The 23,631-nt window shown below is 41.7% G+C and carries 20 protein-coding genes and 1 rRNA gene; 11 read left to right on the forward strand and 10 right to left on the reverse strand.

The window, feature by feature from the left end:
* A 16S ribosomal RNA gene (locus H4Q31_RS08440) occupies positions 1–218 on the reverse strand; the annotation flags it as partial.
* Positions 219–658: 440 nt separating this feature from the next.
* On the reverse strand, positions 659–2,209 hold the full coding sequence (gene ligA, locus H4Q31_RS08445; protein ID WP_376698228.1) for an NAD-dependent DNA ligase LigA: 1,551 nt from the start codon (positions 2,207–2,209) through the stop codon (positions 659–661).
* A 271-nt stretch (positions 2,210–2,480) separates the two neighbouring features.
* On the opposite strand from ligA, the gene H4Q31_RS08450 reads away from it, so the two are divergent.
* Genes H4Q31_RS08450 through H4Q31_RS08465 form a run of 4 tightly spaced genes read left to right on the forward strand, consistent with a single transcriptional unit; the run spans position 2,481 to position 8,405 of the window.
* Positions 2,481–3,815 carry a tyrosine-type recombinase/integrase gene (locus H4Q31_RS08450; RefSeq protein ID WP_185178636.1) on the forward strand — a complete coding sequence of 445 codons (1,335 nt, stop codon included), beginning with the start codon at positions 2,481–2,483 and terminating at the stop codon, positions 3,813–3,815.
* A gap of 14 nt (positions 3,816–3,829) precedes the next feature.
* Positions 3,830–6,022 carry a tyrosine-type recombinase/integrase gene (locus H4Q31_RS08455; protein WP_185178637.1) on the forward strand — a complete coding sequence of 731 codons (2,193 nt, stop codon included), beginning with the start codon at positions 3,830–3,832 and terminating at the stop codon, positions 6,020–6,022.
* Complete coding sequence (locus H4Q31_RS08460; protein WP_185178638.1) at positions 6,019–7,893, forward strand: site-specific integrase; 1,875 nt, start codon at positions 6,019–6,021, stop codon at positions 7,891–7,893. Before H4Q31_RS08455 ends, H4Q31_RS08460 begins: the two co-directional genes overlap by 4 nt.
* Positions 7,881–8,405: a hypothetical protein gene (locus tag H4Q31_RS08465; RefSeq protein ID WP_185178639.1), complete on the forward strand. Its 525-nt coding sequence runs from the start codon at positions 7,881–7,883 to the stop codon at positions 8,403–8,405. Before H4Q31_RS08460 ends, H4Q31_RS08465 begins: the two co-directional genes overlap by 13 nt.
* Before the next feature lie 457 nt (positions 8,406–8,862).
* On the opposite strand, the gene H4Q31_RS08470 is transcribed toward H4Q31_RS08465, so the two are convergent.
* From H4Q31_RS08470 to H4Q31_RS08490, 5 genes are all read right to left on the reverse strand, one after another.
* Positions 8,863–9,516 (reverse strand): hypothetical protein, encoded by a 654-nt coding sequence (locus tag H4Q31_RS08470; protein ID WP_185178640.1) that lies wholly within the window; start codon positions 9,514–9,516, stop codon positions 8,863–8,865.
* Positions 9,517–9,848: 332 nt separating this feature from the next.
* A complete protein-coding gene (locus H4Q31_RS08475) occupies positions 9,849–10,028 on the reverse strand; it encodes a hypothetical protein (protein WP_185178641.1) in 180 nt (59 codons plus the stop codon).
* Between the two features lie 24 nt (positions 10,029–10,052).
* Positions 10,053–10,445: a hypothetical protein gene (locus H4Q31_RS08480; RefSeq protein ID WP_185178642.1), complete on the reverse strand. Its 393-nt coding sequence runs from the start codon at positions 10,443–10,445 to the stop codon at positions 10,053–10,055.
* Between the two features lie 89 nt (positions 10,446–10,534).
* Positions 10,535–11,044 (reverse strand): DUF6042 family protein, encoded by a 510-nt coding sequence (locus tag H4Q31_RS08485; RefSeq protein WP_221626782.1) that lies wholly within the window; start codon positions 11,042–11,044, stop codon positions 10,535–10,537.
* Positions 11,025–11,438 carry a hypothetical protein gene (locus H4Q31_RS08490; protein ID WP_185178644.1) on the reverse strand — a complete coding sequence of 138 codons (414 nt, stop codon included), beginning with the start codon at positions 11,436–11,438 and terminating at the stop codon, positions 11,025–11,027. Before H4Q31_RS08490 ends, H4Q31_RS08485 begins: the two co-directional genes overlap by 20 nt.
* A 133-nt stretch (positions 11,439–11,571) precedes the next feature.
* Between H4Q31_RS08490 and H4Q31_RS08495 the strand changes: the two genes are divergently transcribed.
* Entirely contained in the window at positions 11,572–11,937 is a 366-nt protein-coding gene (locus H4Q31_RS08495; RefSeq protein ID WP_185178645.1) for a helix-turn-helix domain-containing protein, read from the forward strand.
* Between the two features lie 178 nt (positions 11,938–12,115).
* On the opposite strand, the gene H4Q31_RS08500 is transcribed toward H4Q31_RS08495, so the two are convergent.
* On the reverse strand, positions 12,116–14,398 hold the full coding sequence (locus tag H4Q31_RS08500; RefSeq protein WP_185178646.1) for a helicase C-terminal domain-containing protein: 2,283 nt from the start codon (positions 14,396–14,398) through the stop codon (positions 12,116–12,118).
* A gap of 458 nt (positions 14,399–14,856) precedes the next feature.
* Here H4Q31_RS08500 and H4Q31_RS08505 point away from each other — a divergent pair, with 458 nt between their 5' ends.
* The 4 genes from H4Q31_RS08505 to H4Q31_RS08520 all read left to right on the forward strand — a co-directional run bounded on the left by H4Q31_RS08505 (position 14,857) and on the right by H4Q31_RS08520 (position 19,558).
* Positions 14,857–15,957, forward strand: coding sequence for a GerAB/ArcD/ProY family transporter (locus H4Q31_RS08505; RefSeq protein ID WP_185178647.1), 1,101 nt, complete (start codon positions 14,857–14,859; stop codon positions 15,955–15,957).
* Positions 15,954–17,465 carry a spore germination protein gene (locus tag H4Q31_RS08510; protein ID WP_185178648.1) on the forward strand — a complete coding sequence of 504 codons (1,512 nt, stop codon included), beginning with the start codon at positions 15,954–15,956 and terminating at the stop codon, positions 17,463–17,465. The genes H4Q31_RS08505 and H4Q31_RS08510 overlap by 4 nt, the downstream gene beginning before the upstream one ends.
* On the forward strand, positions 17,466–18,608 hold the full coding sequence (locus H4Q31_RS08515; RefSeq protein ID WP_185178649.1) for a Ger(x)C family spore germination protein: 1,143 nt from the start codon (positions 17,466–17,468) through the stop codon (positions 18,606–18,608).
* Positions 18,609–19,123: 515 nt separating this feature from the next.
* Positions 19,124–19,558: an AGE family epimerase/isomerase gene (locus H4Q31_RS08520; protein ID WP_260440119.1), complete on the forward strand. Its 435-nt coding sequence runs from the start codon at positions 19,124–19,126 to the stop codon at positions 19,556–19,558.
* Positions 19,559–19,866: 308 nt separating this feature from the next.
* On the opposite strand, the gene H4Q31_RS08525 is transcribed toward H4Q31_RS08520, so the two are convergent.
* Both H4Q31_RS08525 and H4Q31_RS08530 read right to left on the reverse strand, forming a co-directional pair.
* Positions 19,867–20,130: a type II toxin-antitoxin system RelE family toxin gene (locus H4Q31_RS08525; RefSeq protein ID WP_071977827.1), complete on the reverse strand. Its 264-nt coding sequence runs from the start codon at positions 20,128–20,130 to the stop codon at positions 19,867–19,869.
* Complete coding sequence (locus tag H4Q31_RS08530; RefSeq protein ID WP_071977828.1) at positions 20,099–20,356, reverse strand: hypothetical protein; 258 nt, start codon at positions 20,354–20,356, stop codon at positions 20,099–20,101. Before H4Q31_RS08530 ends, H4Q31_RS08525 begins: the two co-directional genes overlap by 32 nt.
* 152 nt (positions 20,357–20,508) lie before the next feature.
* Here H4Q31_RS08530 and H4Q31_RS08535 point away from each other — a divergent pair, with 152 nt between their 5' ends.
* A complete protein-coding gene (locus H4Q31_RS08535; protein WP_071977829.1) occupies positions 20,509–21,426 on the forward strand; it encodes a tyrosine-type recombinase/integrase in 918 nt (305 codons plus the stop codon).
* A gap of 13 nt (positions 21,427–21,439) precedes the next feature.
* Positions 21,440–23,631: Tn3 family transposase (locus H4Q31_RS08540; protein ID WP_185178651.1), on the forward strand; the 2,192-nt coding region annotated here is incomplete at its 3' end.

The raw sequence follows: 23,631 nt of genomic DNA on the forward strand, positions 1-23,631 counted from the left end.
CCGTGTTTCCCAGTTCAGCGATGCCGCCAAACTGCGTATCCGGTCTTAGCATTCGTTTCCGAATGTTATCCCGGTCTTGCAGGCAGGTTGCCTACGTGTTACTCACCCGTCCGCCGCTAACCTCATCAGGAGCAAGCTCCCAATGAGATCCGCTCGACTTGCATGTATTAGGCACGCCGCCAGCGTTCGTCCTGAGCCAGGATCAAACTCTCCATAAAGGTAAATCCTCCGGCGCTCCAAAGGAACGCGCATCGGAAGCATCTACTTTGAGAGAGCCAAATGGCTCATTCGTTGTTAAATCGTTGTCCGTCTCCCAAGAACCGAAGCTCAAGTTCGACAGGGTCCGTTGATCCGATCCGTGATCGAATCGATTACGCTCGATGTTCAGTTTTCAAGGAACAAGTTCGTTGCTTCTCTAACTCGTCGTTGTCCGCTAATCTTAGAGCCGACAGCGATTAATATTATCAGCTTCTCAATTCCGTGTCAACCACTTTTTTTCGAAGCCTTTCAAATCTCGTGCCCCTCTCGAAGGGGCGAGAATTAATGTACCATAGATCCGAGCCCAATAGCAACATGAAATAAATGGTATGCCGAATCGTTGGAGTTCCGACAATCAAGGCGGCCCCTTCTGTATGATAAGAAACCGCCTTGATCTCATCTATAGCCCTAACAGCCGAACCATTTCCTCTTCGTCCTCCAGCACCGGAACGCCAAGCTCGCGAGCCTTCGTTAACTTACTGCCCGCGCTCTCCCCCGCAAAGACGAGGTCCGTCTTCTTCGACACGCTTCCCGATACCTTCGCGCCAAGCGCTTCAAGCCGCTTCGAGGCCTCGTCCCGCGTCATCCGCGTCAACGTGCCGGTCAGCACGACCGTCTTGCCGAAGAGCGGATGGCTCGCGTCCGCCATATCCGCCGCGGGACGATCCGCTTCCGCGCGTACGCCTGCCGCCCGCATTCGGGCAATGCTGTCCCGGTTCATCGGATCGCGGAAGAAGCCCGCGATGCTCTCCGCCACGATGCCGCCGACGTCTGGCAGCGCCGTTAACTCTTCCGCTTCCGCGGCCATCAGCTTATCCAAGTCGCCATAATGATCGGCCAGCGTCTTCGTTGTCGCCTTGCCGGTATTCGGAATGCCAAGTGCGTTCAAGAAGGCGGCCAGATCCCGCGACTTGGACTTCTCGATCGCCGTGATCAGATTGCTCGCCTTCTTCTCGCCGAAGCGCTCCAGCTTGACGAGGTCCTCCAAGACCAGCCCGTACAGATCCGCAGGATCGCGCACGTTAAGCTCGTCATATAGCTGCTCGGCCGTCTTGCCGCTAAACGTCTCGATGTCCATGCAATCCCGCGACGCGAAGTGCGTGATGCGTCCAACGACCTGCGGCTTGCAGCCGAGCTTATTGTTGCAGAACAGATGCGCGCCCCGCATCTCCAGCGGCGAGCCGCAGCCCGGGCATTCGGTCGGGTAGACGATCTCCTCGCCGATCTCGCTCTCGTCCGCCTTCCCGAGAATCTCGGGGATGACGTCGTTCGATCGCCGAATGAACACTCTTGTGCCGAGGCCGTACTTCAAGTTCTTCCGCTCAATGTCTCCGATATTATTGAGCGTACAGTTCTGAACCGTCACTCCGGCCAGCTCGACCGCTTCGACGCGGGCCAACGGCGTGATTTTCCCCGTGCGGCCTACTTCCCAAGAGACTGACTCCAGCACGGTCGTCGTCTCTTCGACTTCGAACTTGAAGGCAACCGCCCAGCGCGGGAACTTGTCCGTATACCCGAGCGCTTCGCGCGTGGCGAAGTCGACAATCTTGATGACCGCCCCGTCGATCAGATAGTCGAGGCTGCCGCGGCGCTCCGCGATCTGCTCCAGCTCCTTCGTCAGCTCGGCAAAGTAGGTGAAGTATCGGACATATGGATTAACCGGAAACTGATTAGCGCGAAGGAAGTCCATCATCTCCCGGTGATTGCGAAGCGTAAGCCCCTCCGAGAACCCGACGTTGTAGAAAAAGGCATCCAGCTTGCGCGAAGCGGTCACGCGCGGATCGAGGTTGCGGAGCGCACCTGCAGCCGCATTGCGCGCATTCTTCAGCGGCTCGGCCGCCGTCTCGTTGTACCGTTCTAGCACGGACAAGCGCATGATGCCTTCGCCCTGCACCTCGACCGTGCCGTCCGCGAACGGAATCGTCAGCGGCACCGAGCGGATCGTCCGCACTTGGGCAAGGATGCCTTCCCCGACTTCTCCTTATCGGTAAAACGAAAATTGTACAATTAGCTTCAACCCTTTATTTACAAAGCAATATCAGTGCATCAGCTAAAATCATTAATTAGACAACCCAATTTTGCTAGATCGTTATTCTAAACTTTGATATATGGTGATATAGGGTGACCTTATCTTTATCAGTAAAATGAGATTTGTATATTTTTGTTGTATGGTATATTATAGAAATGACATACTATTACTATTTTCGACATGAGGGAGTAACATGTATCGAATCATTGAACACAATAACCAAAATGGGATTTACTTTAATAAAACTTACCTTACCATTGATAATAGAAAAAGTATCACCGAGACCGTACAAATAAGAAGTGCGAAAATTAATTACAACGAGACAGAATACATCTTTTTATACGATACCGCCATGACTCCAATCCCCGAGGTTTTCGATTATCTGAATTTCGAACTTCAAGGTTCTTCCCCTAATCATAGATACCTAGCTGCCACAGCATTGAAGCTTTTGTACTCTTTTTTAACACTATACCACCTTCAACTTAAAAACCTGACAAAAAACGATGTTCAAAATTTAATACTTTTTCTTCAAGGGCAATCGATGCATGGAACCATGTACGACCTTGATTTTAGAACACAGCGAAGCAATGCAACGATCAATACTTACCTTGCTATTTTCAGAAGTTTCGTTACTTTCTTGGACTACCGAGATTCCATATTACTTAAAAAAGGCGACAGATCTAAACTTGTACATATTCCTGCATCAGACATTCCGCTAAAAATAGAACAGTATGAAACGAGCTTGAAAACATATAGACCTGATCACAGCGCACCAAGATATATAAATATTGATGATTTCAAAAACATACTCTCTGTTATTCGGAATGAATATACGTTGAGAGAGGAATGCATAGTTAGGCTTATGTTTGAAAATGGATTGAGAATAGGAGAGGTTCTTGGGCTCACAAACGAGGACATTATAGAAAATGAAAGAGGAGCATACTTGTATTTACGTAATCGTTGTTCGGATTCCTCTGATCAATTAGCCAAAGGCTGCATGACGGTTACTAGGAAAAGTCAATATAAAAATAAAACATATAAGACTAAAGATGTAGGCTACCAAGTGGTTTTTTTGAATAAAAGCTTATTAGACAAGATCAATGATTATGTAAATGAATTTCATCAAAACGATAGTCCGACGTTTGAAAAAAACTACAACCAGCATTCCGTTGCGGACTCTGTAGAAAGTAGTACGGAAAGTAATTTCTACATTTTTATTAACAGTATTGGAAAACCATTAAGTAGTAATTTATGGGGCAAAATTTTACGAGACATTTTTAATAAAGCCAGCTTAATTGTTGATAAAAAACATAGGGAAACTAATTTAAGCCATCGCTTTAGGCATGGCTTTGCCATGTTTATGGTGCGCTACAAACAAATAGATGAATACAATTTAATGTTACTTTTACGCCACAGCAGCATTGCGTCAGTTAAACATTACTATCGCCCTACAGATGAAGAGATTGCGGAGAAAAAAACCGAATTTGTTAATACCATCTACGAGATCATTCCAGAATTGTCCTTGTGAAAGGTGCAGGTGCTATGACTAGTATATGGAATAAAAGAACTAAACATTGTCATGGCTTTATAGATAAACAAATAAAAGATGCAATAACTGATTTTTTCGACAATGAAGGCAACTATGCAGATTTCGATATGTCCTGTGCCAATAAGATCGTAGATCATTTACCACACAATTTAAGTTGTTCATCCGTCAATTGGAGTTGGTTTCAATACCTTTTCGATAGCTACTATGAAAAAAGAGAGAAGCTTATCGTCTGTATACTTATATCAAAATTGATTAAATATGATTGTTACACCGGAGATTATAGTGAAATTGTCGAAACATTTAAATGGATGAACAGCGGAGAAATAAAACCCGCTTTGTTTTGGCTTCTATCTAATTCGCTCCTCCCGTTCAATTTAATTGTAATCCAAAGCGACATAAGAACTAGTTCAAATAAAAATCAAAAATCAATATCGAGTTTTAAGACCGACAGCCACAACCTGTTTTTATCAGGGCTACTTAGGAATTTTATTCTTTCCGGCAATACATCAAACTTCGTTGCCAAAGAATTCTATGCTAATTTCCAAGCTAGCCTTAACGGTAAACTAATTACAAGTCCTAATGACTTTAATGCTGGGACCTTCAAACATCAATATTTTTTTTATAAACAAAACTTTAGCAATAGTACAGTGATTACTTTACTGAAGTCATTTTATTTAAAATTAATAAACGATGGTTATGAAATTTTGAACTGGCAAGATGGTATAGATCGCAATATGCTCCAAATGAACAGTTTTAACAGTCATTACGAAAATGGATATTTACCCATCCCTCTCAATCCGTTTGACTCCATACCGGAATCTGACAGGTGGTTGATAATTCCAAATGGGGCCGAAAAAAAATCTACTAAACTAAATAGTTTTGTTTATAAACCAATAGACTTCTCTTTAGTAAAAGACAGCCAACTAAAGATTTCACTTAAACATTGGTTTTGGAATTCTAATAGATCTTTATCCTCAAGGATAGATGCTGCCAATATCATCATAAAATTTATTAACTTCATTTATGACCTGCGTTATAAATTTAACCTTAGACAAGTTACATCATCAGAATTTCCACTTGATTATATTACTGTTGAAGAAATATATTCTTATGTTTCATTTGTTAAAGAAAGAAAATTATATAATGCATATATTGGTGTAGTGAGAAGATATTTGATCTATCTACAAGAAAACAATTTATATGAAGTAGATCCTGCCGTGTACAAGTACTTGGTCATACGTGGCTATACTCATATTAATACTGCAAAGGATATTCCAGATGAAGATTTAATAAAAATTGAAGCCAATATGAAAGTCAAATCGACAGAAAATGATTTGCAGGCTCTATACTACATTCTATTTCATATAGCAATTGCTACAGAATTTAGAATAGCGCAGATCATTAATTTGAAAATAGATTGCTTGGTAAAAGGAGCTAAAAAGGATTATTACTTGGAATCGCATTCGAAAGTATCGAATGGGGAAAAATTAAAGATACCAATCACTCCTTATACAAAAAGATATATCGAAACTGCTATTAAATTTACACAAGAAGTTAGGGAAAAATGCAATGATGACTCTATTAAGGAACATATATTTATTCATAACTATTTCTCACAACAATTTAAGGTAGTGACAGTCAGAACCTTTTCAGATTACTTGAAAAAAATCTGTCGCGAAGAAGGAATTACACCTTATTCCGCCCAAAATCTGAGAGACACATACATGACGAAGTCAATTGAGTATGCAATTAAAAATAATATGTCGTTAATTGAGACAAAGATTTTAACTTCCCATAAACAAGTCGATACAACTAGCAATCATTATGTTGCAGATAAAATAAAGGATTACCTCGAAGCAACCCACATGGTAATAATCGGTAACCTTAATATTAAAGGAACAATTGCTGCAGAAAGTGACTTCACAGACGGGGATCTCGTTAACGAAGAATGTGGGTACTGTAAACATGAGTCCTGCATTAAAAATGATATTCTGGATTGCCTAATGTGTTCAGGTTTTATTGCCACCATTGACAGGATTCCGTACTTCGAGGATAAAATTTCAAAAATCAATAATCACATAGAACTAGCTAAACTGCCACATGAAAAAGAACAATTTATAGCAATAAAACGCCTGTATCTTGCTTACTTAGCAAAGTTACTTGAACTGAAGGAGCAAGTGGTATGAACGTAACTGTTAAAGAACTGCAAAATATCCAGTGGCTTTTCAATGACGAGTATGACGATTCTGTCCTACAAGGAATAAATTCAAATAAAATTTTCGAGAGACTAAAGAAAGTAGATAAACTTCCCATAGTATCCGGAGACATTTATTTTTCAAGTGATATATGGGACTTTTCAACTGTCGTCCACAAGACCGTTCCCCGTAGAAAGTCAACTTTTACATTTAAAGATGTCAATGAAGAGTTTAAAGAAGCAGTTAAATTCTTCACATTGGTTCAGATTTGGCAAGATCGCAATAAAATACAATCCATTTATTCACTTGTTTATCAAGTAAGGCACTTTCTTTCGTATTTAGTTTCAAATGACATATATTCTCTCGAATATGTTAGTCTTCAGACAGTTAAACGTTATATTGATAATCTCGAAAACTTTACTGCTTCCACAATTCAAAAACATAAATACGCAATAAGCGATTTTTTTCAATTCTATACAAATAACATAAAAAAAATTGACTGGTTTGATATTCACAAATATCTCCATTCATATGATTCCAAAGCAATACTTGCACAGAGAAAAGCGAACAAATGGGATACAATACCAGAAGATTATTTCAATCGGCTTATCACCTGTCTAAATAGAATTATGAATGATGAAACTGAAGCTATAGATGATAGGGGAATATCGGCAATGATAATCCTACTTTCACAAACCGGCTTAAGGAATGGGGAGATATGTGATTGTAAGATCGATTGTATAGGAAGTCTGAAAATTCTGGATGGCACAAAAACAGCTTATTATCTCCGCTACACTACTAAGAAAAATACAAAAGGAAATGGTTCCGAGCGTGAAGTCTATACCGTTATGACTGACTTAGCACGACAAGCTTACACTATTTTAACTAAAATCTATGAAAAAAGAAGAGTAAGCATTGGAAGCAACTTGCTATTCGTTCCTCTTAAAGCAAGAACATTACCCGTAACTGAAAATACACTCGATAGAATGTTAACAGCCATATTACTGAAACACGGCAAAGAAATAGGATGCATTAATGTCACTGATAAATATCCTACTTTAAAGACACAAAATGTAGGCATTTTAACTGATAGACACGTGCTATCCGTAGATTACCTAAACCAGTACGAGCGGTCAGATGTAATAAGCATTCCACGACCGCACCAATTTAGGGTTCATTTATGTAATCAATTATTTCAACAAGGAGTTTCACTCCTATTTATTAAAAAGCATATGGGACACCTGGAAAGGGAAATGACCGTTTCTTATTTTAGACAAAAAGAAGATCTGGATAAAGAAAAGGAATATGCTGAATCGGTAATGAGATTGATTGTAACCGGGGAATCTCAGGTAATTGGTGAAGCTAAGGATACTCTTATGAAGATCATTGATGAGTTTATACAAAATTCAAAATTAAATGTTGCTACTAATCTTGATGAAATAATTAAAGGTTTAACGAAAAAAATCCCTATTCGAGCAAAGAATGGCGGTATCTGTATTAAGAGCGGACCTATAAGAGATTGTAGTAAAAGCGATCCGACAGATGACTTGTTTTGCGCTTATGGAATGTGCATTAACTTTTTTCATACATTTTATATGATCGATATCAATTACAATAAATATACAACCTTGTTGAAAACTATTAAATATAACGAAGAGAAGGGATTTAGAAAAGCAGCTGAGAAGGAAACGAGCAAATTAAAGTGGATTATAGAAAACTTTTTGATCCCTGAACTTGATGATCTTAGGAAAGAAATGATGACCAAAGGCGAGGTTTCTATAAAACAAAAATATCCTCAAATCACCTTTTTCGTCGATAATTTCGATTCTATTTACGAGGAGATTTCATCATGGATCAAATAATTGATAATATAAGAGTCCACCTTACTGAAATGGGAATTCAACCTGATCTGGTAGAACCAAAAATACTTATGCATTTGCATAAGATTGAGGAAACACTCTCAAACAAGTTCAATGCCCTAGAACAAATTAATGAGGCTATTATAAAAAATCGTCCGTCTATTAATAACATTTCAAGTGAATCCAAAGTAGCTAGGCAAACTGTATATAACAATGCAATTTTAAAAGAGTACATTGAATATAGAATAAACCAGTATGCTATAATGGATCCCGGAAAAAGGGCTGAGAGGTTGTTAGAAAGAATAGCGGAACTTGAAGACACCGTAAGAAAAATGATGGAACGAGATGTAGGTTTGGAATTAATGAGAAATAAAATCTCCTTACTTGAAAAAGAGTTACAACTGACTAAACAGGAGAACCATGAATTGCATAATAAGTACAATAATTTAAAACAAACTAAGGACTCTAAACTGCCTACAAGGGATTCCTCACACATCTTACTTGTAAAAAATTAGTTTTTTGATTGGAATTTGATGAACGTTGAGAAAAAGCTATACATCGCCTTGTTACTTATCCAGCGCTAGACAGTGCCTGCTGTCCATACGTTGATAATAGATTTGACCAGAGCGGGAAGCGAATTCGTAACTATCGCTTCCCATTGCTGTTAAACTCGCCCCTGAAGGGATTTTTTTAAAAGATATGAGTTCTTTAATTTGCTTTGCCACATACAACCAAGCATGCTCCCACCCCGTTCGCGAGGAATCGCCATTGGACTTTGATTCTATCGTTGCATCACAAGATACGCATCTTACTGTATACTCCGAAGCATATTGTGCCATTGTTCAGATGAGTGAGAGCGACATTTCCGACATTTTTGAGTCAACCATTTATGAAGAGAGAGCCACTCGTTATCTTGAGTGGCACTTCGGTCTAGTAATATTGAACTCCCGTAATATTCCCCACCACCATAGATTACTCTTTCCCGTATTTCTTCTTCAAACCATCTACCTCGATTTCAATACCGATATCTTTCGACCAACCGGATAAGCCTGTTCCATCCAACTGCTTGCCGTTAAATGCCATGCTGATACCGACCTTCTCATGAGGTGGAAGCGTTACTGTCATCGGCTCGAACATGACCTTGGTTGCACTTCGTAACAGATAAGGCCTAATCGTTACATCTTTCCCCTTCCCATAATTGATCAGCGTAATGGTGCAATCCGCTTTCACATTCGCTTCTTCGGATCGATAGCTGCACTGGCTGTTATTTTTGGAAAAGTCAACGGAGTTAATAGAAACGGAATTATATTTCAGAAGAATCATGGCATTCTCGGTCACAATCGGCAACAGAAACACGAAAGCGATACAGCTGAGTATGATCCGGCTCCGTATTTTAGGAAACCGTACTTGATAAAACTTCACCGCACCGATGTAACCGGCAACAATGACAAGCAACCCGAAAATAACCGAGATATGCAACCCCGAATCGTACTCGGTATTGATCCAAGGCGGTATTCCTACTGCTCTGAATATACTGTCTCCGAAAGAATAGCCGAGCTGTGTATTGGATATGAGTAGCAGACCGACCATAATGAGAACGAAAAACAAAGCTTCTTTCTTACGCATTTTATCTCCCCACATTTACTTATGAACAGTTCCGGAAGGACCGCCGCTGTACATGAACATGCGTCGTCCGTTGGTTTATCTGGTAAATGGCGGCTCCCACCGCCGAAGAAGTGGCTCTTTTTTTCGCAGGTGTGGCTCACTCGGAATGCTGGCTCTTTTAGACCGAAATATTCATTTACAGCATTTCTGATTATTATGCGTTTCATAAATAAAGTCCTTTTCAAAATTTTGGTCTTTTACCCTATCATAAAAATAGCCAGTTGCAGCAATTCAACTATGACCAGTTTGTCTCATCATTTACTGACCTATTATTTTTACATAATTGTCCAACGTTAATTACCCTTGGCCATCCACACTTCTCTATAGATCTTTTCAGCTTCTTCGCTACTTAGTTCGTTAAGTAGCTCTTCAAATGTTAGGACGACGTATGCAGCATCCATTGACTCCGGGAATTGAACTTTTTCGACTGCTGCAATTAAATAACCAATTGCTTGGGTATGAGTTATTCTCATTTAATCATCCTTCCCCCTACAGCATCAATCAATTATTATATTTACTCCTTCACCTTGGTACCTACGTCCATGTCTCATCATTCTAATGATTACTAATGCATACTTAATTCCTTTGATTTTCCCTTTCAAGAATTCATTATGAAGATCCCCTTGCAGTTGGGTCTCCAGTTCTTCCAAGTACCTCTCAAAGTAACTAATTATAGAGTCAATTTCGGTAAAACTGCGTTCTAAGTTTTCAAAGAACAGGGTACTATTAGAAATTGCCGCTTTCTGAAGGATTGAATCATTAGTTTTTAAGAAGTCTTGGATTGATTCGATGTAGTTTCTAAATGGGCCCTCTTTCGGAAGTTTTGCCATATGGTTGTCAACCAATTCGATCAGAACCTGCACTTTTTCTGTATCATTCAATAATGTCATTTTATCCCTCCTCCAAGCATTGGGTTTCCTTTAGTTATAGAAATGGACTGCCCTCAACCCAGGAAGCAGTCCAGTCATTTCATCTAAAGTTAATTGGTTAGCACCTCATCGATATTACGAAGTGGACGTATAATCATATCTAGGCACCATTTTCCCTGCTGATCCTCGGTCTTTAACGCCAATCCCAAAGCCACATAGAGATCAATAACATCAAATATCGACTTCGGATACTGAAATCCATTGGCCTGTAATTTTCGCTTGATTTCAGCCTCCCTCTCATATAAAGAATGTGCCTCCTCATCCTCATTATCCCTTTGATTTACACTATTATCGTTTAGGTCAATAAACGTATTTGGTTTGGACTTCTTCTCCATATAAGCGACTGTTTCTTCCCAGTTAAAGCCGCTTGCTATAGATACGCTAAAGAAGGGCAACAACGTAATATTCGGCATAGGAAGCCACCTCCCCCAGCCGTCCTCATAAAAGCGGTTAGGAATCACGCACTGCCCTTTAGGAATAAGCCCTAATTGCGAAAGCCCCCTTACAGTAATCCTGCCATTCATTATGAAATTCATCGCATCATTCTGGAAAGAACACATGTTCAGCCCCCGTCTGGACAATATAAGGGAGAATATCAATGGGCTTCTCACCGGAAATCATAAACTCAGTAGAATAGTCGCCTTTATTTTCTACTTTGTTGAAGCTTATCCCCACAACCCAGTATTCTTCTGTCAACTTAAGGTCCGGTGAAGTCTGTGCATATCCCTCATGAAAGTAATCAATTATTGCATCCAATTCTTCCTTAATTGGTTCAATTAGTTTAACTGTACCATTGCAACTTTTTATTTTCATCACCTGTTGTTCTTCTTCCCGCTGAAGGATCAAGAATTGGGCGTCTTTGTGAAATATGATTTTCCGAAATCGAACTGCAAATTGTTCGGACGATTTGTTCGCTAGAATCAGTGATTCCACTGATCTGACTTTTGGAATCATTTTGCTCACCTCTAGTCATATTACCAAAAATATATCACTTATAAGTTAATATAACAACATTTATCACTTATATTGTTATATATTTTTTCGATTGAAACACTTACCCTTAGGATAAGCAGGGAGGTTATAATCGATGTCTGATTTAAAGAAACTGATCGGCGAAAAAATACGTAGTATACGTAATAAAAAAAATCTGACCTTACTTCAACTAAGCCAAATAACGGGGCAGCAAACCTCATATCTGACCGAAGTTGAACTTGGAAAAAGAAATCTATCCATTGATTCATTGGAAAAAATCATGGACGCTCTTAACATAAAGCCAGGAGATCTTTTTGATTTTCGAGAAATCGACCCAGACTCCCAGGAATTTGAGACCAGAAGTGTCCTTGAGGTCCACTACCAATTTTTAATGGAGAAAAAAAGCAATGATGTGAAGATGATCCATAATATAACAAAGGAGATTTTCAAATCAATTGATGCTGCCGCTAAGTCTGAATAATCCCTTCAGCAAAAAAAGAGCGATTCCCTTTTTTACATGGGATTTCGCTCTTGTGTTTTTCTTTTAGTTAATACTAAAATGCACTACGCATTATGGAATAATAAATGCTTCAATGTGATTAACGCCTTCTCCATTCGGATTGAGCCCCAGGGATAGCGTTCAAGATGGGCGTTTTGATCTATTGCACTCTTTGAATAGGGCGATCCGGCAAAGAGTCAAACAATTTCAGGTATGTCATTCCTGCTTCATCTAACATTTTGTTTAATGTAGCAGCGTAAGTAGCACTGTCACTTGCATTATATGCATCAAACAATAAAGAAGAGATTCGATGGGCCAATGCAGAAATTTCTGAAGGTATCCAGATGTGCATTTGTTCTCCAGGGCTAGCTGTTGGATGAGCAGGTATAATAGGTCCGACAATCATTAACTTATGGTTTCGACCAGAGTTCGGGAATTCTTCTTTATACCATTCACTGTGATTTAAGGCTTGCCCTACATCTCTTTTCGAGTAAAAGGAAGTATCTTTCTTATCTTCTTTACTCTCAATTAATATATCAACTTCTGGGGACGTCCAAAAAATATCTGGGCCACGCCCTCCTGTCTCTGAATCAGGTCTATTTGATGCAAAGCCCAGGTATTTGCCCAACCACGATAATGCTTCTTCATATTGATTAGTTGTACTTTTTTCAGTAATAAGAGGAGAAAGACGATCCTGCATTTCACTAAATGATCCATAATTGAAGTCACCACGCGCGCTGAGAACACTTGCGATTCTTTCTCCTTGTGAGTCGCCAAATATTACGGGAGGGGCGTAAACAGTAACTGATTCAGGATTAATTCGTCCTAGGACTCGATAAGCATTAGATGCCCTATTAAAGTATCTCTCAGCTGCAGAAGTATTGCCACCTAATAGGTAAGCATAACCTATCCAGTGTGCATGCCAAGCTGCGAGTGCTTTGTCTTGATTAAAAACAGAATCTAAATGTTGTTCTAAGGCGCGTGTTGCTTGTTGATACTCCCGATCCCATAAATGTTCTAAAAATTTTCGTTCAGCAAATGCAACTTGTATACTGTGATCTTCAACATCACTCTTAGTATCTCTGGTAGGTCTTTCATTAGCAACAGAATGAGGTTGTATCCTAGCCATGTGCACAGAAGTCCATCCAGAATCACGTGGGACAGCAACTACAGACATCACTAACTTATGCAAATTTTGAAAGTCAGAGATACTTTTAGTGAGTTGTTCACCAAGTTCTAATTGAGCACGAGCATATGGGGGAATCACTTGTCGATTACTTCCTCTTGTGATCCAATCACCAATGTCATCTCCAAGCAGAAAAACGACACCATAATCATCATTTCCCCTTGAAATCCTGCCCATTGCTTGAATCAACCTAGAAGCAACTGTACCTTGCAGAAATTTGTTTTCCCCTAAATTGTTCCACAAGAACTTTTCCATATTACCGGTGCCAGATGGGAGACCGTCTATTACAAGAAATCTACATGTGTCCCCAGGGAAATCCATTCCTTCAAATCTTGCAGGGGCGACTAATATACCGTTCTGTGCATTTTTGAATTCTTCTACTTTATGTGTAAAATCATCTGACGAAAAAGTCATTTCATGCTCACGCCAACGTTTAGCTCGGGGTTCGCTTTTGGGAATAATAAGTATCTTGAAATATTTTGATAAGAAGATGATGTAATCAAACATTCCACTTTTTAGTCCAGGGTTAACATATGGAGTTACTATAAGACGCTCAGATTCTCCTGCACTTGTTTTTGGCTCGATATATGCATCGGGCAAGAAGCCAAATGTACGAACAAATTCCGGTTTATTTTGCATAGTCGCGGATAAGAATACTTTCGTTACTGATGAAGACATAAAAGGTAAAGTATTAACTGGCGGTAGGAAAGGTGATATCTCAATTCCATCTGAACTTAGAAATACTACACATAGATCCAAATTATTTCGTAAGTGTTCCCAAGCAAACATAGAGACCTTTTTAGTTGTAACACCCTCGTTTGTGAGGGACTCAATAACGCGGCTTACGACTTGTCTCCATACAAAAAGAGGAATAAAAAGAACACTTGGATCATCTTTAAAGGTAACCACCTGATCGAATTCAGGTCCCCTGTGAATGGACTCAAAATACTGTCTGACCTGCCCAACTAACGTTGCATAAGTCGTTGGAAATTCAGATTCAGGAATATGAAGAGTAAAATTTTCCCTTACAATGTGAGAGGCAACGTGGGCATCATCAAAAATTATCCCTTCTATATCTCTTCTAAAACGAGTATTCTTCCCATTGAATAAGGTTTGATAGTTTGTTAAACATTGAATTTCACCCGTATTAAATTCAAGCTCATTGACCATATTCCTATTAAAATATGTGGCTACGGATAGTCCCAGTCTTTCAGCAGCCTGAGCCGTTTGAACAATAAGTTGATTTGATCCACACAAATAAAAAACTCTGTCTGGGGTCCCGCCAACATTTTATCGAAAATATACGCTAAGCCTTCGGATGTTTCCGGCTTCGCTTTTTTTCTTACTCTAAGTTCAATAGTCCGGGCGGCATAGCCCGGACCACCGGTTATTCAACTTCCAGTTCTTTCAGCGGTGGATTGGCCATCTTCAAATAAAAGGTTGGCGCTACGGCGCTGACCCTTTTCTTTTTAAGGAGTAAAAAGATCAAACTGGACTCTTTGGCTTGAGATACTCACGTTTACAAATATGGTCCATAAAGTAATCCGTCATCCAATTATGGCGGACGTCCCAGAAGCACATATTGCAACTTCTTTGATACAGGAATACTTCCAGGATTTGTGGGAATAAATGTTTATTAAGTTCATGGCTTCCTTCCAGTTTGGATAACAAGCTGAAGAAGAAGGAACCATTTGTTGTTGAGGGGACTATTCGATATGGTTAATAAAACAGGTTTCGCCATTGGCACAATCCCATCGTTTTCCATCATTGCCTTAGCGGTAGGGTTAATGAACCATGTCATGGTCATTCCCTCCTTGTTGCAAGAGGCGAAAAGAGACGCGTGGTTAAGTGTTTTGGCCATGATTTTGCCGTATATAATATGGACACTTATTCTCTACTACATCATGAAAAAGACAAAACAGCAACCGATTGTGACCTGGTTACAGGGGAATTATGGAACGGTCATTTCCGTCGCATTTCGTTTTTTTTTCATCGCCTATCTATTTTTGATTATTGTTTTAACGGTAAAGGAAACAACCACTTGGACGCATGCCTCCTACTTGCCAAAAACGCCACAACTTGTTTTATCCGTTTCATTGATTCTTTTATGTTGTTATGCCGTCCATTTCGGACTCCGAACCATTGCGATTACTGCAGGCATTTTGCTGCCGTTCGTGGTCGTATTTGGGGATTTTGTCATGAGCTCCAATCTTCCCAAGAAAAATTATGCTTTGTTGACACCCATCATGGAACATGGAGTGGAGCCCGTTCTCAAAGGATGTATGTATGTAGGTGGAGGACTTGCAGAATTCATTATTATTCTGCTATTCCATCATCGAATGAAATCAAACGTTCGTCCATGGTCGCTATGTTTATTGGCTATCTTTCTGATCATACTGGTATTGGGGCCAGTTACCGGCGCAATTGCTGAATTTGGTCCTTTTGAAGCGTCGAAACTGCGGTACCCGGCTTATGAAGAATGGCGTCTCGTACAAGTTGGAAATTATATTCGGCATGTAGACTTCTTATCCATTTATCAGTGGCTATCGGGGGCATTTGTCCGGGTTTCCATTTCGCTGCTTTTACTAATCGATCTATTGCCAGCAAGTCATAACAAGAACTTTAGGCTTGTATGGTTAACGCTCCTCGGCATCATTATTGTCGTCGTTGTTGAGTTACCCGTCAGCGACATGCAATATGCCAGCTTTTTGAAACAGGTATATTTACCTTTGTCATTAGGTTTAGTTGTAGGGGTATCGCTTTTGTTGTTTATTGCTGTACTCGTGAAAAATAGAACTGGAGTGAGACATAAATGAAATTTCGCCGGTTATGGAAATCCCTATTGAAAAATCATACATCTTCCCCGGTACCATCGGTTGCCCTGCCCCAAAATCACGAATGGTCACCGGAAGGGTTCCGCTCCTTATTTCGCAATTGCGCAGATGTGAAGATGGATAAGTATGACTTTGGCGATGTGGACTCCCTGCAAACGGTACACCTTATCTATTGCGAAGGGTTGGCGGATATACAGCAGATCAACGAATACGTGTTTCCGCGATTGGAAAGTATGTTGCATCATTCGAAACCTGGTATAGAGTTCGATAAAAAGCTCGAATTAACCCGAGTCGATCAGACAGGGGATCTGACAACCCGCGTATTTTCGGGTCAACTCATCATTTACCTTTCAAACCTGAATGCTCTATATGCATTGGATATTGCTTCTCCCCCTCATCGAAGCCCCTCGGAATCAAACACGGAAATATCCATCAAAGGGCCAAAAGATGGGTTCGTGGAAGAACTAACAACCAACGTAGCATTAATTCGCAAACGCCTTCGCACCAATTCCCTTTGTTATGAACAATTTACGATTGGAAGAAGGAGCAACAGCAAAGTGGCTTTGCTCTACATCGAAGATATCATTCAGCCTGAAATTGTGAAGGAGGCGAAAACCCGCTTACAACACATCGATATAGATGCCATAATGGGGAGCAGCCAATTGGAAAAAATCATTTCCGATTATTCGTTCACCTTATTCCCTTTACTGGATTATTCCGGTCGCCCCGATTATGTGGCAGACTGTCTCATACACGGACGATTCGCCGTTATTGTCGAGGGGGCCCCTAATGCCATTATAGGACCTGCCAATTTAACCCTCTTACTAAAATCACCTGAAGATGCCTATTTCCCGTTTTATTATGCTACTTTGGGGATGTTTTTGCGTCTTGTGGGTCTAGTCATATCATTGCTGCTGCCGGGTTTTTGGATTGCGCTTTCGTCCTTTAATGTGGAACAAATACCGTATCCACTTTTAGCAACGATTTCGATGTCAAGAATTGGCTTACCTATGCCTGGGCCCATGGAGGCTTTATTAATGATCTTTATGTTCGAGCTGTTTCGAGAAGCCGGAGAGAGGCTGCCTAAAGCGGTTGGCCAAACGGTAGCTGTTGTTGGGGGAATTGTGGTTGGGGATGCAGCCATTCGTGCTGGACTTGCCTCAACGACTTTGCTTGTCGTAGCGGCCGTAACCGCAGTTTCAAGTTTTACATTGGTCAATCAATCGCTCGTTGGTTCGGTAACCATCATCCGATTTTTTGTATTGATTTGTTCGTCGGTGCTGGGCATGTACGGATTTATTTTGTCTACGATTGCGATTGTTTTGTATCTTTCGCGGTTGGAGTCCTTTGGTGTACCGTATCTTGCCCCCTTATCCCCTTTAACTTGGAAGGACTTTATTGCGGCTGTTATCCGAAAACCGTGGAACACAATAAATCGCCGACCCGAAATGTTGCATACGAAAGATTCCACGAGAAGAGGTGATTCCTAAATGTCGGGATGGAAGAAATTGACGTCCATCTATTTGATATTCCCACTTCTTTTAACTGGCTGCTGGGATATTAAGAATATTCAAGATGTCAATTATTTAACAAGTATCGGGATCGATTATGTCGAGGGTCAATACGTCGTTTATGGGCAACTGCTGGACTTCTCGGATGTCGCAAAAATGGAATCAGGGAAGCCGCTCCAGCCAATTCCCGTGTGGGTCGGTCAAGGCATGGGGGATACGACACTTAGTGCCGTTAATGATTTGTACCACACATCGGAGATGCGGATTTTTTATGGCCAAATTATCACCGTTGTCGTAAGTGAGAACGTATTGAAAAAGGGATTAAAGGAGATCGATGAACTGCGGCACCGCTATTATGAAATGCGCTACACACCATGGTTTTTTGGCACTACAGAGCCGATAGACCAAATTTTCGCGGTAACTCCTTTTTTTAATCTATCACCGCTTATGTCATTGCTTCATCAACCGCAGGAGAGTTACAAACAAGAATCGGTCATTGCCCCGATAACCTCGAGGGAGTTCGTGTCCGATATCCACGAACCAGGAAAGGCGACCCTTTTACCTTCTTTATCCATTTCGGATCGGCATTGGAAAAAAGGTGGAGACCCGCATTCGATGCTTGAAATGGATGGTGTTTTCGTTTTGCAGGATGGAAAATATCGAGGTCGGCTCACCAGGGAAAACATTCCGGGCCTCCGCTGGGTGGAACCCCAAACCCAACGTAGCCCTTTAATACTTCGCAGTGGTGGAAAGCCACAGGTTGCATTGTCTCTCGAGAATCCAAAGGTTAAAATCATTCCGCATGTCAAGGGAAAGGAAGTTACGTATACCGTCGATGTTAAGCTTTCGGGAAATGTTAGCGAGATCATCCAACCCATGTCTGAACGGCTTATGGAGGAGAAAGCGGCAGAACTAGTACAAAATGAAATCAAAAGAACGTTCGAAAAAGGGCTTGAAATCCATTCCGACCTGTTACAACTGGAACATGCGCTGTATCGTCAGAAAAATAAAGATTGGAAAAAGATCTACGCGGAAAGAGATTTCAAAATAACAACGGAATCCCTTCAAGAGATCAAGGTTTCGGTTAAATTGAACAATGCAGGGAAACTAAAGTTACCTTGAAACATGGTAAGTGTTGAAGTGGATGGAAGGGGGTCGATCAGGATAAAAGGAAGGAATGGCTAAATGAAACCCATTTCCAGATAACTACAAAAGAGGTGTTCCACAAAATGACACGGGGTAGGAAACTGTTATGTTCGTTAATTCGAATCTGCATCACTCTTAACTGGATCGTTGCGATTTTCTTCGCGTTCCACTTCGCAATAACCGGGAGGATGTATATGTCAAGCTCCCCGGTTTCCTCAATGTTTGTTATATTTACCTGTATCCTTGATGCAGTCCTGATTTTACCCCAATTTCTCAAAGACATAGAGAATGGGGTTAATAACCCCGAGGATAGTAAATGACGTCTATTGCTTCTCGTTGGCTATTTCATGGGAATCCAGGAAAATGCAACGAACGGCCGAATGATGAAGAGAATTTAACAAAACATCTTGTGGGTATTTCCAGATTTATTTTCGTGGTTAGTATTGCCAGCCAGATCGGGGATTTCGTAAAATATCGTTCTGGGAAGACAGTTGGCGCAATCAGTCATGTTTAAACTATTGCCGCAATCTGGAGAACTCATTTGGGAGCATTATAACGCGGACTGGGAAACTGGGAAATCGATTGGAATTATAATAAGGGAAAAACAAAAGACGAAACTCGTCCGTATGGATATATTTTTGGTCATTCTATTGAATGGTGCAAAGTTGCTTGATCAGTACGCTCCGGAGGTTTGGCATGCCCTCTATGCCGAGCGATTATTTCGATTTGCAGCGACCAAGGGAGTGGACCGAGAGAATGGAGGGATTTTCTACTCGATGGATGATCCCAATAGGAGAATCATCGATACCGACAAATCGTATTGGGTCATGGCCGAAGCGATCGGTGCATCTGCACTGTCAGCATCAAAAATTGGGCAATCTGAATATCGAAAGTGGTATATCGATATTTTCAGTTATTGTTGGTGACCATAAATTCGGAGGCTCCAAATTGTGCCGTTTCTTCATTTTCGGCAGATGTTCGGGGGGCCGGATAATGGCACTAAATCAGGACCTAACGACGAACGTCGACCTCAGACGTTAATCAATCTCATTTTCCTAATCTTCGTTCCTTTACGTTGAAGAGGTCAACAAATAATAGCATGCTCCCTCGACGGTTTGTTCCTAAATCACAGGATAATATTGTTTATATCTTGGGTTACAGTAGTAGGTTTACCCAAATTCGGAAACTTCCCATTTCCCTTAATTACTCCAAACTCTACAAAGCGAAAGAAAAGTTATTTGTAAATCCCGCCGTGCGAATCAATAGCTCGTATATAAACCACCTTCTCATCGTGATTGATTTCGAAAAGAATTCTTAACGTACCGATCCGCAGTCGGTACAGGCCAATAAAGCCTTTCATTGGTTTGATATCTCCAACTGGAGGAATGATGAGCAGACCTTTCAAACCTTGCGTGATTTGTTCTTGAATCCGCTTCTCTTGCTTGGCGATAAATTTTACCGCATCTTTATGGTAAGTCAACTTGTAGCCCAAACTCACACTTGGCTACCTCCCCCGACACATATCCGGCATCGCTTTTTAATTGGCGAAGTTCTTCTTCCGTCAAAGGCTCGTCATCGGGTTCTTGCCGATCTATCTCTTCCCAGCTCAGCGGCTTTCTTTCCGAACGTTCTATTAAATATTGAAGAAAGTCAAAAGCTGTTTTTTGATCGGGTTCTTGGAGCCGTTCAATCAGGCTATGCAAATCGTCTTTACGAACTACCATGAAGGAATGACCTCCTAATTTTCTAATGACCGCTAATTAAGATTAGCGGTCGTTATGCATTTTCAGAACGCACACTTGATGTCCGCTAATGTATAGGTTAAGATAAGAATACCATGTCCGCTAATGTAAGTCAAGATTTGGAGGCTTTGCTAATGAGAGAGACGACCGGGATTTCGGAACAGGGTGAGCAGACTATTCATGACTTCATTCACGCTCTCACCACCCGCGAAGATTTGAATCCCAAAACGCTAAAGGAATACGCAAGTGACCTGAAACATTTTATTGGTTGGTTTGAAACAGCCGACCACCAAGAGGAAGAAGTTATATTTCGAATCGAAGATGTGGCTACTCCAACATTAACACGATACCGGGAAGCCGCGCAAAAAGTGATGGAATTAAAACCGGCGACCATTAATCGGCGACTTATAACTCTGAAACGTTTTTTTGAGTGGGCCACTTCGGAATCCAGGATTCGCCGTGATCCTTCCAAGCCGGTCAAATTGGTTCCGGAAGAAAAGGTAAGCCCTCGGCAGATGACTGACAAGGAAGAAGCTGCATTGATTGCTGCGGCCGAGCATAGCGGCTCTCTCCGGGATCAGACGATCCTTATTGTCATGCTTCATACCGGCATCAGAACGATGGAGGTTTGCGACTTGACTCCCGGCGATATTCAAATCGGAAAACGCAGCGGTCAACTTACGGTGCGGTCCGGAAAACGAAATAAACAGCGTGAAGTACCTTTGAACGCAACGTGCAGATCTGCTTTGGAAAAATATCTGACAGTTCTTCCTCCGGATAGTCCTTATCTGTTTCCTTCGGAGAAAACTGGCGATCGATTAACCGAACGAGCTTTACGCCATTTGATTCAAAAATACATGAAAGTGGCGCGGCTCGAAGGACTGAGCGCACACGATCTACGGCACCGGTTCGGGTACGTGATGGCAGAGAACACGCCATTGCACCGCTTGGCGCAAATTATGGGACACGATAGTCTGGATACAACGATGATTTACGTCAAGGCGACTCGCGCGGATCTGCAATCTGAAGTCGAAAAAATAGCATGGCAATGAGGGGATGAGAACGATGTACGCGAGAGTAAGGGAATTGCTAACTCCGGAGGAACGGCTGCAATATTTGCAAATACCGCCTAATCTCGGCGAATGGGAATTGGGCACCTATTTCACATTTACCCAGCATGACCTTGAAATCATTCAGCAGCGGCGAAGAGATTATAATCGACTCGGCTTTGCCGTGCAGCTGTGCGTACTTCGCTATCTCGGCTGGACGCTCTCTGACGTAAAAGAAGTACCAATTCAAGTCCTTCGTTATATCGCTAAACAAATCAACGCCGATTTGGAGTCTTTTGCATCTTACGGCGAACGAGAAGCCACGAAATACGAGCATTTGGAGGAAATCAGGAAGGAATATGGCTTCCAGACGTTTACCTTGAGTGAGTATCGTTCCCTGTGCAAGCATCTTTTTAACCATGCAATGGCGAACGGTAATCCTCTACACTTGATTCAACTCGCACTCGAAGAGTTACGCAAGCGTAAAATCATACTTCCTTCAATGGCCACGATTGAAAGAGCAGTTTGGGAGACTCGCAAACGAACAGAAGAAAAAATATTCAGGCTGCTCAGTAGCTCGCTTACAGAAATACAGATTGCTAAGCTGGATCGAATCTTGACCATAATGCCGGAAAGCAGCAAAACCTACTTGGCATGGTTAAGGGAAATTCCCGGTACCAGCTCTCCGGATTCTTTTTTGAAGGTTATTGAAAAACTCGAATTCATACGTGACTTGCAGCTACAAGTCGATACAAAAGGCATTCATCCGAACCGGCTGCGGCAACTTTCTAAAATTGGTTCACGCTACGAACCTCACTCCTTCCGTCGCTTTGATGATCCAAAAAAGTACGCGATTTTAGTAGCGTGCCTACTGGAGCTGATTCAGGATTTGACAGACCTGGCTTTCGAGATTCATGACCGGCAGATCATGATACTGCTCTCGAAAGGGAGAAAAGCCCAAGAAGAAATTCAAAAGCAAAACGGTAAATCGATCAACGAAAAGGTTGTTCACTTTGCCGATCTTGGGGCGGCTCTGATCAAAGCTCGTAGTGAAGGTGTTGACCCATTTGTTGCGCTTGAAGCCGTTATGCCGTGGGATCAGCTCATCGAATCCGTGGAGGAAGCCAAGCGGCTGGCGCGGCCCGTAGATTATGACTATTTAGACTTATTGGAAAAGAAATTCTATGCGCTCCGGAAGTATACGCCAACGCTGTTAAAATCGTTGGAATTTCACTCAACTAAGTCGGCGGAACCGTTAATGAAGGCGGTTGATATCATCCGGGATATGAATGAAACCGGGAAGCGAAAAGTTCCGGAAGGCGCACCGCTAAATTTCGTTTCAAACCGTTGGCAAAAGCACGTCTACGATGATGACGGAACGATCAACCGGCATTATTACGAAATGGCCGTTCTGACAGAACTGCGCAATTACGTTCGTTCTGGTGACGTTTCCATTGTCGGGAGCCGTCAGCATAAAGATTTCGAGGAATACCTTGTGCCGAAAGAAGACTGGAATGGCATCGATCCAAATGCTACAAAGCTTGCCGTCAGCCTTTCGGCAAAAAATTATCTTGAAGAACGGACTGAATCGCTTCTTCAAAGATTAAACTGGGTTTCCGAACATATCGACGAGCTGGACGGCGTGAATTTGGAGAACGGGAAATTGCACATTGAAAGATTGGAGAAAGATGTTCCGGACGAATCTCGGAATTTCAGTCTTTCCCTTTACGAACTTCTTCCACGAATCAAACTAACGGATCTGCTCATGGAAGTAGCCAACTGGACGAATTTTCATGAACAGTTTATTCACGCCTCCAGTAACCGCACTCCGAACGAGGAAGAAACGAAAATTCTTATGGCTACCATTATGGCAATGGGAACGAACATTGGACTTACGAAAATGGCTGAAGCCACGCCGAGCATTTCATATCGGCAGATGGCTAATGCAGCGCAATGGCGGCTGTACGAAAACGCGATGAATAAAGCGCAGGCCGTTCTTGTTAATTTCCATCATAAGCTGGCGCTGCCCTCATACTGGGGAGACGGTACCACCTCATCATCCGATGGAATGCGCGTCCAGATCGGTGTTTCGGCGCTTCATGCAGATTCGAATCCTCACTACGGTACCGGGAAAGGCGCTACAATTTATCGGTTCGTGAGCGATCAATTTTCTACGTTCTACACGAAAGTGTTACTGCTAACGCATAA

Source organism: Cohnella lubricantis (assembly GCF_014212015.1).
GTDB classification, from domain to species: Bacteria; Bacillota; Bacilli; order Paenibacillales; family Paenibacillaceae; genus Cohnella; species Cohnella lubricantis.

Coding starts and splice junctions, on each gene's coding strand:
- H4Q31_RS08450 (WP_185178636.1), top strand. CDS start 2,481: ATGTATCGAATCATTGAACACAATAACCAAAATGGGATTTACTTTAAT.
- H4Q31_RS08455 (WP_185178637.1), top strand. CDS start 3,830: ATGACTAGTATATGGAATAAAAGAACTAAACATTGTCATGGCTTTATA.
- H4Q31_RS08460 (WP_185178638.1), top strand. CDS start 6,019: ATGAACGTAACTGTTAAAGAACTGCAAAATATCCAGTGGCTTTTCAAT.
- H4Q31_RS08465 (WP_185178639.1), top strand. CDS start 7,881: ATGGATCAAATAATTGATAATATAAGAGTCCACCTTACTGAAATGGGA.
- H4Q31_RS08470 (WP_185178640.1), bottom strand. CDS start 9,516: ATGCGTAAGAAAGAAGCTTTGTTTTTCGTTCTCATTATGGTCGGTCTG.
- H4Q31_RS08475 (WP_185178641.1), bottom strand. CDS start 10,028: ATGAGAATAACTCATACCCAAGCAATTGGTTATTTAATTGCAGCAGTC.
- H4Q31_RS08480 (WP_185178642.1), bottom strand. CDS start 10,445: ATGACATTATTGAATGATACAGAAAAAGTGCAGGTTCTGATCGAATTG.
- H4Q31_RS08485 (WP_221626782.1), bottom strand. CDS start 11,044: ATGTGTTCTTTCCAGAATGATGCGATGAATTTCATAATGAATGGCAGG.
- H4Q31_RS08490 (WP_185178644.1), bottom strand. CDS start 11,438: ATGATTCCAAAAGTCAGATCAGTGGAATCACTGATTCTAGCGAACAAA.
- H4Q31_RS08495 (WP_185178645.1), top strand. CDS start 11,572: ATGTCTGATTTAAAGAAACTGATCGGCGAAAAAATACGTAGTATACGT.
- H4Q31_RS08505 (WP_185178647.1), top strand. CDS start 14,857: ATGGTTAATAAAACAGGTTTCGCCATTGGCACAATCCCATCGTTTTCC.
- H4Q31_RS08510 (WP_185178648.1), top strand. CDS start 15,954: ATGAAATTTCGCCGGTTATGGAAATCCCTATTGAAAAATCATACATCT.
- H4Q31_RS08515 (WP_185178649.1), top strand. CDS start 17,466: ATGTCGGGATGGAAGAAATTGACGTCCATCTATTTGATATTCCCACTT.
- H4Q31_RS08530 (WP_071977828.1), bottom strand. CDS start 20,356: ATGGTAGTTCGTAAAGACGATTTGCATAGCCTGATTGAACGGCTCCAA.
- H4Q31_RS08535 (WP_071977829.1), top strand. CDS start 20,509: ATGAGAGAGACGACCGGGATTTCGGAACAGGGTGAGCAGACTATTCAT.